A 12,890-nucleotide genomic window follows, 5' to 3' on the forward strand; every position below is an offset into this window, starting at 1 on the left:
GCGGCTTGGCCGACCCCGCGACCCTAACTTTCTTAAGCCTGAAATCCTGCCAACTACTTCACGCGGGACACTTGTGAGCTAGTTGTACTGACCGGGGACGTTAGTTGACTTGCGTGGCATCGCCCGGGCTCTGTATCCTCGGCAGCATGTACTCAGGCATCGCCTCGATGAAGCTGCGTTCCGTCCGCTGACGGCGGCGGGACCCCTTATGACCTCTCGTCTGCCGTCCTGGCCATCTGCCGGGCGGCCGCTTCGTGGTGCCCGGCTCCATGACGAGCTGAAAGTACGCAATGCCAACCACAGAACCTTTACGATCATGTGCCTGGATCGGGACACCCCAAGGGCCCGCTGCACACATCCGCGCTGAATCACTCCACCTGACACTCGGCGACAGGCCGCTGCTGAGTGGGACTGACGTCACCGTCTCCACCGGGTCGCGACTGGCGATCGTCGGCGACAACGGCCGGGGCAAGACCACCTTGCTCCATATACTGGCGGGGATCTTGAAACCCGACTCGGGAGTGGTGACCCGGGTGGGTTCCCTCGTCCTGGTCAAGCAGGACATGGCCACCGAGGGCGATCGCACGGTCGGTGACCTCATTGCCGAGGCGACCGCCCCATCCAGGGCCGCTCTGCAGGCCCTCGACGTGGCTACCGCGGCGCTGGCCGCGGGCGATGACGCGGCCGACGCCTATTCCGCCGCACTCGAGGCGGCGACGCGGCTGGACGCCTGGGATGCAGACCGCCGTGTTGACATCGCCCTGGCGGGCCTGAACGCCTGTAGCGACCGCGATCGGGTCCTGTCGACCTTGTCGGTCGGCCAGCGGTACCGGGTACGGCTGGCGGTCGCCCTCGGATCGACCCCTGACCTGTTGCTGCTGGACGAGCCCACCAACCACCTGGACGCTGCAGGGCTGTCCTTCCTGACTGAGCGCCTGCAGGACCACCCCGGTGGCCTGGCCTTAGTCAGCCACGACCGCGCCCTGCTGCGCGACGTGGCGACCAGCTTCCTGGACCTCGACCCGACCCGCGATGGCCTTCCGCGCACCTACGCGGGCGGTTACGAGGGCTGGATCGAAGGGCGGCAACGAGAACGGGCCGCCTGGGAGCAAGACCATGCCGCCCAGGTCGCCCGGCATCAGGAACTGACCCGCGCCGCCGCCGACGCACGCTCCCGCCTGTCGCAAGGCGGTTGGCGACCCGACAAGGGAACGGGCAAGCACCAACGGGCCACGCGCGCTGCCGGGGTGGTACAGGCTTTCAACCGCCGCATCGTGGACCTGGAGCGTCATCAGATCGACGTGCCAGAACCACCGCTGCGGTTGGCATGGCCCACATCGTCAGCGCGGACCGGTCAGAACATCGTCAACGCCTCCATGCTCACCGTGACTGACCAGTTGGCCACCCCGGTCTCGGTGGACATCAGCGGTGGAGACCGGTTGGTGGTCACCGGGCCGAACGGTGCCGGGAAGTCCACACTGTTGGGGCTTCTCGGTCGGCGACTGGCCCCGAGTACAGGCCAGCTGCGGGTGAACCCGAGGGCGCGCGTCGCCCTGTTGTCTCAAGAGGTCCCTGACTGGGACGACGCCCTCCCCGCACACGTGGTCTACGAGACGTACCTGGCCACGCAGGGCCGCCGATCACAGGCACCCTCCCTCGGCTCACTCGGGCTGCTTGAGCCCGCGGCAACCCGCACACCCGTGGGGCACCTGTCGCAAGGGCAACAACGCCGCCTCCATCTGGCCATGTGCCTGGCGGTGGACCCGGACCTGTTGCTCCTGGACGAGCCCACCAACCATCTGTCATCGAGCCTCGTCGACGACATCACCACCGAGCTCCTGCGGACCTCCTGCGCCACGATCGTCGCCACGCACGACCGGCAGATGCTCGACGACCTCACCGACTGGCCCCACCTCAGCCTTGCCCCAAAGGACCTGCCATGAACCCCCTTCGCCCCTTGTCCGTCCCCGGCTACCGACCGCTGTATGCAGCGATGGTGCTCACCGTCTTCGCCCAGGGCGCCTGGGCCCTCTACTTAGCCATGCAGACCCTCGACCTGGGCGCCACGGCGGCCACCTTGTCGGGTGTCGTGGCGTGGAGCGGCATCGGCCTGCTCGCAGGATCCTTGCCCGCCGGGGTACTTGCGGACCGCGTCGCCAAGAAGTCCGTCATCGTCGGCGTCCTCACTGTCAACCTCGCCGCCTCGACGACGACCTCCACCGCCGCCATCTTCGACGCGGCCACTTTCTGGATGCTGGCAGTGTCCGCGTTCGTCATCGGCGTCTCGACCGCCTTCTTCTTCCCGGCCTACACCGCGCTCGTGCCCGTCCTCGTGGGAAGCGACGACCTGATGGCCGTCAACGGGCTCGAAGAGACCACCCGGCCGCTGGTAGGACAGACCCTCGCCCCCCGGCGTCGTCGGTGCCGTCATCGGCGCGAGCGTGCCCGCCGCGGGCGGGTACCTCATCGCCGGCGCGCTCGGACTCGCCCTGATCGCCGCCCTGCGGCTTCCTGCCCCTTGCTCAGCCGAGACCGACGCCAAAGCTCCGGCCACCTCTGCGCTGCGGGACCTGCTCGACGGGTTCGGCTACGTCGCCCGCACGCGCTGGGTTCGCTCCAGCGTGCTGTTGGCGGCCGCCATGGGCCTGGCCGTGACCGGTCCGCTGGAAGTTCTCCTGCCCGCGGTCATACGCTCGACCCATGACAACGGTCCGGCTGTGTACGGAGTCGTCCTCGGAGTTCTGGGCGTCGGCGGCCTGGTGGGTTCCCTCGTCGCCGGCTCATGGCCCACCCCCTCACACTTCCTGCCCGTAATGGTCGGCGCATGGGCACTCGGCTGCCTTCCACTGGCCATCCCCGCACTCACCAACAATCCGTGGATCATCAGCGCCGGACTGGCGGTCTACGGTGCGTCGATCGGAGTCGGGATGATCATCTGGGGCACGGTCCTGCAGGAACACGTACCGCTGGAGATGCTCGGCCGAGTCGCCAGCCTCGACTTCTTCATCTCCATCGCCTTCATGCCACTGTCCATCGCACTCACCGGACTCCTCAGCCGACACATCGCCGCTGCCAGCTTGTTCATCGCCGCCGGACTCGTGCCGCTCGCCACGACGATCCTCCTTGCAGTCCTGGGGCAACTCCGAACGCCGCGGACGACGCCCGTCGCAGCAGGTGAGGAGTGATGCACGCCAACGCCACCCTGACACCTCGCCACCGGCTCAAGGTGGCCCAGCTCGTCGTCGACGACGGTTGGCCCATCAGCGAAGTCGCCGCCCGCTTCCAGGTCTCCTGGCCGACCGTGAAGAGGTGGGTCGACCGCTATCGCGCCGGCGAGTCGATGCAGGATCGCTCGTCCCGGCCGAAGACCTCACCGAACAAGACGGACAAGGCGACGACGAAGCGGTGCGTCAGCCTGCGGATACGGCTGCGTGAGGGCCCCGTGCAGCTCGCCGCCCGACTCGGCATCGCGCCCTCGACCGTCCACCGCATCTTGGCCGGTGCCCGACTGAACCGGCTCTCCTACATGGACTGCGAGACTGGCGAACCGATCCGCCGGTACGAACACCCCCACCCCGGCTCCCTGGTCCACGTGGACGTGAAGAAGCTCGGGAACATCCCCGACGGTGGCGGCTGGCGCTACGTCGGCCGCCGCCAAGGCGACCACAACCGAACGGCGACACCGGGTAAGCCGAAGAGCAAGTGGCACAACCCCAGGCTCGGGTACGCGTTCGTGCACACCGTCATTGACGACCACTCCCGCGTCGCGTACACCGAGGTCCACGACGACGAGACCGCCGTCACCGCGGTCGGGGGCCTGCATCGGGCTGTGGCGTGGTTTGCCGATCGCGGCGTCTCCGTAGAGCGGGTGCTGTCCGACAACGGTGGCGCCTATCGCTCGCACCTGTGGCGGGACACCTGCGAGGCCCTCTCGATCCCCCCGATGCGGACGCGTCCGTACCGGCCGCAGACCAGCGGCAAGGTAGAGCGCTTCCACCGGACCATGGCCGACGGGTGGGCCTACGCCCGCTGCTACACCAGCGAGCAAGAACGACGCGACGCCCTGCCGGATTGGCTGCACCAGTACAACCAGCACCGCCCGCACACGGCCTGCGACAACCAGCCGCCGTTCTCACGATTGATCAACGTCCCCGAGCAGTACAGCTAGTGCACTAGTTGATTGCGGCTGAAGTCAGTGGCCCTTAGGAGCACGCGAAGCTAGAAACGACGCCCATAGTCGAGCGATTGCGGACGCAATTGCCGAGCCAAGGACCAAGGCGCAAATTGCCACGACCCAGAGAACGATCGCTGCATCCTTTAGGACGGTTTGGCTAAGAATTATGGCTGTGGCCGCGATCAGGCAACCGGCAATGATTCCGATCTGCGAGGCTTTCATCTAGGCTCCTGTCGCTCCAACTAGGCAAAGCACTTTCCAACGTAGGCTCCACCGAGAGTTGTGATCCCAGCTGCGCAAGCGATGCATCCAGTCCCAACCGTTACGGCGCATAACGGTGCGCAGATTCCTACAGTAGCAGTGGCTGCTACAACGGAAACTCCAGCAGCAGTTAAGCAATCGATTACGTTGGAGTTTTTTGTACTGTTCGTCGCTAATGAACTTGCTTCGGTGTGCTCTCACGACGTCGTCCCAGGCTCCGGAAGGGTTGGGGCCGTTCGGTCCGATCTTTGGCGGAAAGGGGCTGCGGTGAGGGCTCGTGTCCGGTTGTGGTGCCGGTGTCATTGGTGCTGTCGCGTGTCAGCGGCTAGGAACTGTACACGACCGTGGGGCGTGCACGTATGGATACTGACAAATCCGCGAGGTTAGTCGAGCAGCCCCTCTTCGCGCGCCCGCGCGAGAGCCGCCGTCCGGCTCGATACCCCGAGCTTTCCGTAGAGCCGCGCGAGGTGGGTCTTGATGGTGGTGGGGGAGAGGAACAGCTCCTCGCTGATCTCGCGATTGCTCAAACCGCGATCGAGTGCATTGAGCACGTCCCGCTCGCGCCCCGTGAGGGTGATGCGGTCCTTGCGCATCTCGCGCAGGAGCTTGCCCGCAACGATGGGTGCGAGCACCACCTCGCCGCTTGCTGCACGCTGCACCGCACTCGTGAGCTCGGCGGGCGCGGAATCTTTCAAGAGGTACCCCTGGGCGCCGGCCTCGACGGCGGCGAGAATCTCGGAATCGTCGTCGTAATTGGTGAGCACGAGGATGCGCGGGAGATCCTCACGGGAGCGAATCGCGCGAATCGCCTGCACCCCGCTCATGCCGCCGTCGGCAAAGCGCAAGTCCATGGTCACGAGGTCAACGTCGCCTTCGTGCGCCCTTTCGACTGCTTCTTCTGCACTCGGTGCCTCCGCGACGACCGTGAAGTCCTCGTGGCTTTCGAACACGGCGCGCAGCCCCGCGCGCACCACGGGGTGGTCGTCGGCGATCAGGATAGAAATCATGGGTGCGCTCCTTATGCGGTAGCGGGGTGGAGTGGGGCAGGTCAGTGAGGGGAAACGGGCGAAGCTGGAGGGTCCGACGGTGCCTGGGACACGGGGATCGTCACGCTTATGAGCGCGCCGTCCCCGGGAGCCGCGATGATCGCGGCATTCCCGCCGAGTTCACGCGAGCGTTGCACGACGAACCCCAGCCCGTATCCGCCACTATCGCCGCGCGGGCCGAGCAGCGCCTCATCAACATCGAAGCCCCGGCCATCATCTTCGATGTCGATATGCACCTCACCACCCTCGGCACAAGCCCGAACCTCGATCCGCGAGGCGTGAGCATGGTCGAGGGCGTTCGCGAGGGAGGACTGCACGATGCGCACGAGGCTCGTCGCGGTCGTCATATTGAGCTCAGGCAGGTCCGGCGCGACGCGACACTCGATCACCGGCGTGGTGCCGCGACGGTTGGACACTGCCCTCGAGCGTGCAGTTTCAGCGACGCGTACCAAGGCAGCCTCGAGGCGAGTGGGGCCCGATCCCTTCGGCGTGAGGTGGGTGATCGCGCTTCGAAGTTCGCTCAAGGCTTCCGAGGTGGCGTCGGAAGCGGACCGCACGTGCTCGAGCGCGCCCGCGCTCTCACCCGAGTCGAGTGCCTCCTCCGCGAGACCGAGCCGCAAGATCACGCTTGAGAGCGACTGCGCCGTCGTGTCGTGGAGGTCGCGCCCAAGACGTTCGCGCTCGGTGATGCGGGCTTTCTCGCGTTCGGATTCGACGAGTTGGCCCTGCGCGTTGCGGAGTTCGGCTATCACGGCGTTCTTCTGGAGGGCCTCGAACCTCATCGCGCGGTACATGTGCATGAAGGCGAGCATGAGCACGGCAATGAGGAGCGGCCCCACGATTGTGCCCGTGGAGGCGCCGTGGTGAAAAACCTGACCTGCGATCGTGAAAACGGTGAGGCCGAGCGTCACGAGAGCGCCGGTGCGTTCGGGCAGAAGCCACTGCGCAATCCCGATGAGGGCGAAAAGGAAATAGGTCGCATGCGGTGTTTCCGCGATGACCATTGCCCACGCCGAGGCGAGCATCGCGATGTACACGAGAGGGCGCCACGAGAAAACAGTTGCCGGCTCCGCACGAATATCTCCCACGCGCATGAGCCACACGCCGCCCGCGAGCATGACGAACAAAGAGACGAGGCTGAAAATCACGACGCTCGTCGTGTGCGGCGCAGCGCTGACGGCACTTTCGAGAACGGGGATCCCGAGGAGCACGCACGCGAGTGCGGCGGCCCCCGCGACGTATGGAGTGCGGGCAGAAGTGGGCATGTCTTCGATCCTAATTCCCGCGCCCAAAGAGCTGTTCCTCCAAAAGGATGAACGAAGAGGGTACCGGCGGGAGGTACCGGAGGGGAGGGCCGGATCGGCACAGTAGAAACATCATCAAACGCCGTAAGGAGTTCACCTCATGTTTCTTGCCATTCGAGACTTGCGCTTCGCGAAAGGCCGCTTCGGTCTCATCGTTGCCGTCGTCTCCCTCATGACGTTCCTCGTGACGTTCCTCGCCGGCCTCACCGGTGGCCTCGCCATGCAGAACATTTCCGCGATGCTCTCGCTCAATCCTGACAAGGTTGTTCTTTCGGTCGACGAGGGTGAGCAGGAAGAGTTCTCGAACTCGGAAATCACCAAGGAACAGTTCGATGCGTGGGCCGCGAAGGCCGGTGATAACGCGGTAACCCCGCTCGGTATCTCGAGCGCCCTGCTCGACACGGGGGAAAAGACCGAGTCGGTCGTACTCATGGCCGAGCCCAGTGGTTCTGACGAACGGATCCCCGAAGCCGGCAAACTCGTGCTCGGCGAAACAACGGCCGAATCGCTCGGAGTGCAAGCGGGCGACACCGTTGATGTTGCGGGGGAGACCCTCGCGGTGGACCGCGTGATCAAAGATGAGTTCCATTCACACCGCCCAGTCGCGTTCGCGAGCCTCGACACGTGGCACGATTTCCTCGAGCGCACGCATCAGCCCGGCGGTTATGCCACGGCCATCCTCGTGGGCGCGGAAGGGGCCGACGCCTCCTCGGCCCTCACCGATGACGACATCACGGCACTCGATCGCGACCAGTCCACGACCACGAAGTCGCTTCTCCCGTCGCTTCTCGCGATCGGCTCATTCCGCTCGGAGATCGGCTCGCTCGCGATGATGATCGCTCTCCTCGTTCTGATCTCGACGCTCGTGATCGGCGTGTTCTTCCTCGTGTGGTCGATGCAGCGCCAGCGTGATATCGCAGTTCTCAAGGCGATCGGCGCGCGCACGAGCTGGCTTGCCGGCGACTCGCTGTGGCAGGCCCTCATTGTGCTCGGCATCGGCTTGCTCATCGGCGTCGGGCTTACCGCTGGCCTCGGCGTCCTCGCCGCGAACGCGATGCCGTTCGTCATGAACGCGCTCACGCTCGTGGGCGTTCCGATCCTCATGCTTCTCGCGGGGCTCGTGGGCTCGCTCGTGTCGGTCCGCACGATCACGAAGGTGGATCCGACGAAGGCCCTGCAAGCGTCGGCGGCCTAACCCGCACGGCCCTGCCGCGCCCCGCACTCTCACACGAACCTCGATGAAAAGGACGAAAGCCATGCTGAACCTCACCGACATCACCCTCACCTACCCCGACGGCGGCTCAACCGTCACCGCGGTCAACCACGCGAACCTCACGGTGAACCCGGGCGAATTCGCCGCCGTGACCGGGCCCTCCGGGTCAGGCAAATCTAGCCTTCTGACCGTTGCGGCGACGCTCACGAGCCCCGATTCGGGAAGCGTGAAGATTGCGGGTATCGAGACGACGTCGCTCAACCAGAAGAAGAAAACCGAAGTGCGCCGCGACCACGTGGGTATCGTGTTCCAGTCGCCGAACCTCATCCCGTCGCTCACCGTCGCCGAGCAGCTCGAGATTGTGGCACGTCTCGGCGCGGGTACCTTGAAGCGGGTCTCGAAGAAGGAGCGCCAGGAACGAATCGAGTCGGCTCTCGACGCCGTGGGGATGCTCGATCGCGCGCATCACCGCCCGGGGGCGCTCTCGGGTGGTCAGCGCCAGAGGGTCAACATTGCCCGCGCGATCCTCCACCAGCCCGAGGTGCTCCTCGTGGACGAGCCCACGAGCGCCCTCGACCAGGAGCGCTCCAAAGCGATCATCGAACTGCTCGGGGAGACAACCCGCACGCGCGACCTCGCGACCGTCGTTGTGACCCACGCGCAAGAGCAGCTCGACGAGTTCGATTCCGTGTACCGCATGGTTGACGGCGTTCTTACCGCCGAGAGGGCGCGGGGCGAGGCAATCGTCGGAACCGGTTCTCACGCCCACCCGCGCGAGAAGGTTTTTGCTCGCGCCTGAGCGCCAAGCCGCATCCCCGAAGGCCGCCCGAAATCGCCCCGAAAAAGGACGAAAGGGCGGCCTTCAGTGATGTGACGGGGGTAACGTTTGGGGTAGGCACGCCGGGCGAGAACGCCCTCGCCCGACGCGAATCATTGACGTGAACGACGAAGTGACCACCGCAGTCCGTGAGGAGCAGTCATGAGCCAGGAATACCCCGAACTTTTCTCCCCAACCGTGATCGGATCGATCCCGGTCAAGAACCGCTACGCGATGGGACCGATGGGCCCGCTCGGTTTCGGCACCGCCACCGGCGGCTGGAACCAGCGCGGCATCGAATATTATGCGGCCCGCGCGAAGGGCGGCATTGGCCTGATCATTACCGGCGTGTGCCAGGTGGTGAACCCCGCCGAACATACGCCGTCCGGGCTCATGCCAAACCCCAGCCTTAATCCGGGGTCATTCCTTTCGACCTCGCGCGAGCTCGTGGAGCGCGTGCACGCCTACGACTCGAAGATTGTGCTCCAGGCTGGTGCGGGCTTCGGCCGCGTGATCGTTCCCGCCGCCGTCGCGCCGGGCGAGCTCCCCGCAGCGCCGAGCCAGATCCCCTACATGTGGGATCCGAGCGTGACGTGCCGCGAAATGAGCAAGGACGAAATCAAGCAGATCGTCAAGCAATTCGCGATCACCGCGCAAATCGCGAAGCAGGCCGGCTACGACGGCATCCAGGTCCACGCCGTTCACGAGGGCTACCTCCTCGACCAGTTCGCGATCGAGTTCTACAACCGCCGCACCGACGAGTACGGCGGCTCGCTCGAAAACCGATTGCGTTTCGCCCGTGAAATCGTCGAAACCATCCACCACGTTGCGGGCGACGACTTCCCGGTGCAGCTGCGCTACTCGGTGCGCTCGATGGTCAAGGACTTCAACGATGGTGCACTGCCGGGCGAAGAATTTGAGGAAAAGGGCCGTGACTTCGAGGAAGGTGTGGAAGCGGCGAAGCTCCTGCACTCCTACGGCTACGAGACCCTTGACGTTGATCAGGGCACGTACGATTCGTGGTTCTGGAACCACCCGCCGATGTATCAGGAAAAGGGCATGTACATGCCCGACGTGAAGCGCCTCAAGGACGCCGCGCCCGAAATCCCGATCATCATGGCCGGCCGCATGGACAACCCCGAGCTCGCGCACAAGGCGATCACGGAGGGCTACTGCGACATGATTTCGCTCGCGAGGCCGACGCTCGCCGACCCCGACATCGTGAACAAGCTCGAAGCCGGAAAGCCCGAGACGGTACGCCCGTGCATCTCCTGCCAGGAAGGCTGCATCGGCCGCATCGCGAGCTACCTGTCGATCCGCTGTGCCGTCAATCCCGAGGCGGGTCGCGAAAGCGATGCGGTGCTCCTGCCTACCCCGCGTCACCGTGCGAAGAAGGTCATGATCGTGGGCGGTGGCCTTGCCGGCCTCGAATCGGCTCGCGTGCTTGCCGAGCGCGAGCACACTCCCGTGCTGTTCGAGGCGAGCGACCGACTCGGCGGCGTCGTGATCGCGGGTGGCCAGCCCTCCTTCAAGGAAGATGACCTCGCACTCATTGCGTGGTACGAGCAGGAACTCGAGGCACTCGGCGTCGAGATTCACCTCAACACCGAGGTCACGCCCGACATGATCAAGAGCGGCGAGTGGGATCACGTTCTCGTGGCGACCGGCTCGAAGCCGCGCATGCTTGATCTTGGTGACGCAAGGGAGGTCGTCGAAGCGACCGATGCCCTCCTTGCACAGGATGACTTGGGTAAGAAGGTTGTCGTCATCGGCGGCGGTCTCACGGGCTGTGAGCTTGCCCTTTCTCTCGTCGAGAAAGGCCGTGAGGTCACGATCGTCGAGGTGGAAAAGGATCTGCTCGCGAAGAATGGCCCCCTGTGCCACGCCAACCACGACATGCTCCACAAGCTCGTGCCATACCGCGGTATCGAGGTGCTCACGGAAGCGTCGGCCATTCGCACGACCGAGAAGGGGCTGCTCGTGAAGGTTGACGGTGAGGAACGCGAGCTCGAAGCCGATTCGGTGGTGTCCGCGATCGGGTACGTGCGCGACAGCGAGATGTGGGAGGCGATCACGGAAGTGAACGTGCCGAAGAACATCCTCGGTGACGCGCGCAAGATCTCGAACATTCAGTATGCGATCTGGGACGCCTACGAGGTGGCCTCGAAGCTCTGACCTCTCCTGAATTCCATAGGGTTTGTGGGGGTTATTCCGGTCGTGATGGCTGGGATAACCCCCGCAACGTCTATGCAATTCGGTGGAAGAGTGGAGCGGGTGACGGGAATCGAACCCGCGCTGTCAGCTTGGGAGGTACCACGGGAGACCAATAAAGCCCAGGTCAAGCGTGGTTTTGGTTTTTCTTGCGTGTCTTACTGTGCACCATTTTTAGGGGTGTACTTGCCCAAGAAGGCGAGGAAAATCAAGCCCTCATAATCTCCGGCCCTCCAGGCGCCAGTAAAACCACAGGTCGAGATTCACCGCATCTTGTAGGCTACTTCACACTACTCCGGGTTGAGTAGATGTGATGGTATCCCAGCGCCGAGGTTCGCACGGGCGTGTTCGACTGCTGTTCGAGCTTGGTTGCTTGTGAACTTGTTTCGATGGTGGTTTCGTGGGCCTCTTCGGTGGTGGGGAGGTCGAGGGCTTCTTCTTGGACTGTGCGGGCGTCTTCGCTGCCTCGCTCTTGGAGGAATTGGTGTTCGAGGGTGTCGAATTCTTTTTGGGTGATGCGTAGGAGTGAGGCGTGTTTGAAGTCGGCACCATGGGCTGTGCGCATGGTTTCGAGGTCGCGGAGTGGACGGACTATTCAAGGAGATTAAGGCAAATTGTAGGGGGTGCAGGGGGTGACGAGTAAGTCGGTTGTTCTAGATGGAGTGCGGCACGTTTTGTCAACACATTGGGAGCTGAGCCCTAGCGCGGAGCTAAGCTTTGTGCAGCACGAATCTGATTGGATCGGTAAGCTTACTGAAGCCGATCACGTGTGGACGGTCAGGGTTGCGATACAAAACGGGCGGATTGCCCGCTCTGACCGAGAGTTTACTGCCGAGGTAATGGACGCCATGTTAGGCGGTCCTGGGGGCGGGCTTATAGGGCTGAAGAGAACTGCCTGCGGCGCCAGATATGTGAATGACGTGGTTGGCGATAGTCCTGTAACCGTTATGTGTAGCAGATGGATAGCTGGCCAGAATCTTGAGCGATGGGACACCGCCAGGGCGGTAGGTGCCATGCGAACCTTGGTTGAGGCGCAGAGACATTTACAGCGTAGCGTCGCTTTTGTAAAAGCCGCTAGGCCGATTGCCTATACTCCGTCAGCGGTTTTGGAGCGAGCAAAGTGTGTGTTTTCCGGGGATGCAGCCTGGAATGTTGTTTTAGAGCGTCTTTCTGCCCGATTTGATGGATGTCGCCTGCCAGAATGTGTCCCTATACATGGCGATCTGCATTTTGAAAATCTTATTTTGGTGGACAATGGGTCCTTGGCGATAATCGACTGGGGCGCGGTCGGCGTCGGCGATCCTTTGTACGATGCGGTTGCTTTTGCGGCTTCGCTAGTCCGGGCTGGTTACCAAACAGCTGCGAGGGAAGCTTTAGAAACCTACTTTCGCCTAGTAGACGGATCTAGACCGAGTGGTCAGTACCTGCAGGATCTGTTCTGTTTAAGGAAGTTGGAGATAGCGACTCATTTGGCCGAAGTTGACAGGGATGGTTTTGCTCCGTCGCTACCTTGGGTCGGAGGGCGAATTAGCGGAATCCGGGCGGATCTAGCCGGTGATGCTGAGATTCGGCGGCCGTCAGGGCCGGTGAAACGGGCGCGGTAGCGGCCGCTGGGCAAGCGGTCTACCTGACCAAACTCACGGCGGGGTTGAGCTGTCATGTGCATGAGCCTTTCGCTCGAGTCCCACGAAGTCCCACGACACGCCGCAAATTCTACGGTTCCTTGGGAATTGCTAAAGGCCCAGGTCATGAGCTTTTTAGCCTGTGACCTGGGCCTTTGAGTGGAGCGGATGACGGGAATCGAACCCGCGCTGTCAGCTTGGGAAGCTGAAGTTCTACCATTGAACTACATCCGCGAATGTGC

Annotated in this window: 10 protein-coding genes, 1 tRNA gene and 1 pseudogene; 8 read left to right on the forward strand and 4 right to left on the reverse strand. The window is 63.7% G+C overall.

What is annotated here, in order from left to right; genetic code table 11:
- Positions 1-290 precede the first annotated feature (290 nt).
- From D8M36_RS04785 to D8M36_RS04795, 4 genes and pseudogenes are all read left to right on the forward strand, one after another.
- On the forward strand, positions 291-1,943 hold the full coding sequence (locus D8M36_RS04785; RefSeq protein WP_065248372.1) for an ABC-F family ATP-binding cassette domain-containing protein: 1,653 nt from the start codon (positions 291-293) through the stop codon (positions 1,941-1,943).
- A 50-nt stretch (positions 1,944-1,993) separates the two neighbouring features.
- Positions 1,994-2,308 (forward strand): annotated as a pseudogene (locus D8M36_RS10400) (MFS transporter); the annotation flags it as partial.
- Between the two features lie 133 nt (positions 2,309-2,441).
- Positions 2,442-3,185: an MFS transporter gene (locus D8M36_RS10405; protein WP_250647502.1), complete on the forward strand. Its 744-nt coding sequence runs from the start codon at positions 2,442-2,444 to the stop codon at positions 3,183-3,185.
- Positions 3,182-4,168 (forward strand): IS481 family transposase, encoded by a 987-nt coding sequence (locus tag D8M36_RS04795; protein WP_126847146.1) that lies wholly within the window; start codon positions 3,182-3,184, stop codon positions 4,166-4,168. The genes D8M36_RS10405 and D8M36_RS04795 overlap by 4 nt, the downstream gene beginning before the upstream one ends.
- Before the next feature lie 650 nt (positions 4,169-4,818).
- Here D8M36_RS04795 and D8M36_RS04800 read toward each other — a convergent pair.
- Positions 4,819-5,442, reverse strand: coding sequence for a response regulator (locus tag D8M36_RS04800; protein ID WP_126847148.1), 624 nt, complete (start codon positions 5,440-5,442; stop codon positions 4,819-4,821).
- Positions 5,443-5,483: 41 nt separating this feature from the next.
- A complete protein-coding gene (locus D8M36_RS04805; protein ID WP_126847150.1) occupies positions 5,484-6,746 on the reverse strand; it encodes a sensor histidine kinase in 1,263 nt (420 codons plus the stop codon).
- Positions 6,747-6,885: 139 nt separating this feature from the next.
- On the opposite strand from D8M36_RS04805, the gene D8M36_RS04810 reads away from it, so the two are divergent.
- From D8M36_RS04810 to D8M36_RS04820, 3 genes are all read left to right on the forward strand, one after another.
- Complete coding sequence (locus D8M36_RS04810) at positions 6,886-7,980, forward strand: ABC transporter permease (protein ID WP_126847151.1); 1,095 nt, start codon at positions 6,886-6,888, stop codon at positions 7,978-7,980.
- Positions 7,981-8,041: 61 nt separating this feature from the next.
- Positions 8,042-8,797: an ABC transporter ATP-binding protein gene (locus D8M36_RS04815; RefSeq protein ID WP_202974870.1), complete on the forward strand. Its 756-nt coding sequence runs from the start codon at positions 8,042-8,044 to the stop codon at positions 8,795-8,797.
- Between the two features lie 180 nt (positions 8,798-8,977).
- Positions 8,978-10,990 (forward strand): oxidoreductase, encoded by a 2,013-nt coding sequence (locus D8M36_RS04820; protein ID WP_126847153.1) that lies wholly within the window; start codon positions 8,978-8,980, stop codon positions 10,988-10,990.
- Between the two features lie 316 nt (positions 10,991-11,306).
- On the opposite strand, the gene D8M36_RS04825 is transcribed toward D8M36_RS04820, so the two are convergent.
- Positions 11,307-11,591, reverse strand: a complete 285-nt coding sequence (locus D8M36_RS04825; protein WP_126847155.1) for a hypothetical protein — start codon at positions 11,589-11,591, stop codon at positions 11,307-11,309.
- A gap of 382 nt (positions 11,592-11,973) precedes the next feature.
- Here D8M36_RS04825 and D8M36_RS04830 point away from each other — a divergent pair, with 382 nt between their 5' ends.
- Positions 11,974-12,630, forward strand: a complete 657-nt coding sequence (locus D8M36_RS04830; RefSeq protein WP_342342899.1) for a phosphotransferase family protein — start codon at positions 11,974-11,976, stop codon at positions 12,628-12,630.
- 178 nt (positions 12,631-12,808) lie between these two features.
- On the opposite strand, the gene D8M36_RS04835 is transcribed toward D8M36_RS04830, so the two are convergent.
- Positions 12,809-12,882 (reverse strand) — tRNA-Gly (locus tag D8M36_RS04835).
- Between the last annotated feature and the right edge of the window lie 8 nt (positions 12,883-12,890).

The organism is Dermabacter sp. HSID17554 (assembly GCF_003989295.1).
GTDB lineage: Bacteria > Actinomycetota > Actinomycetes > Actinomycetales > Dermabacteraceae > Dermabacter > Dermabacter vaginalis.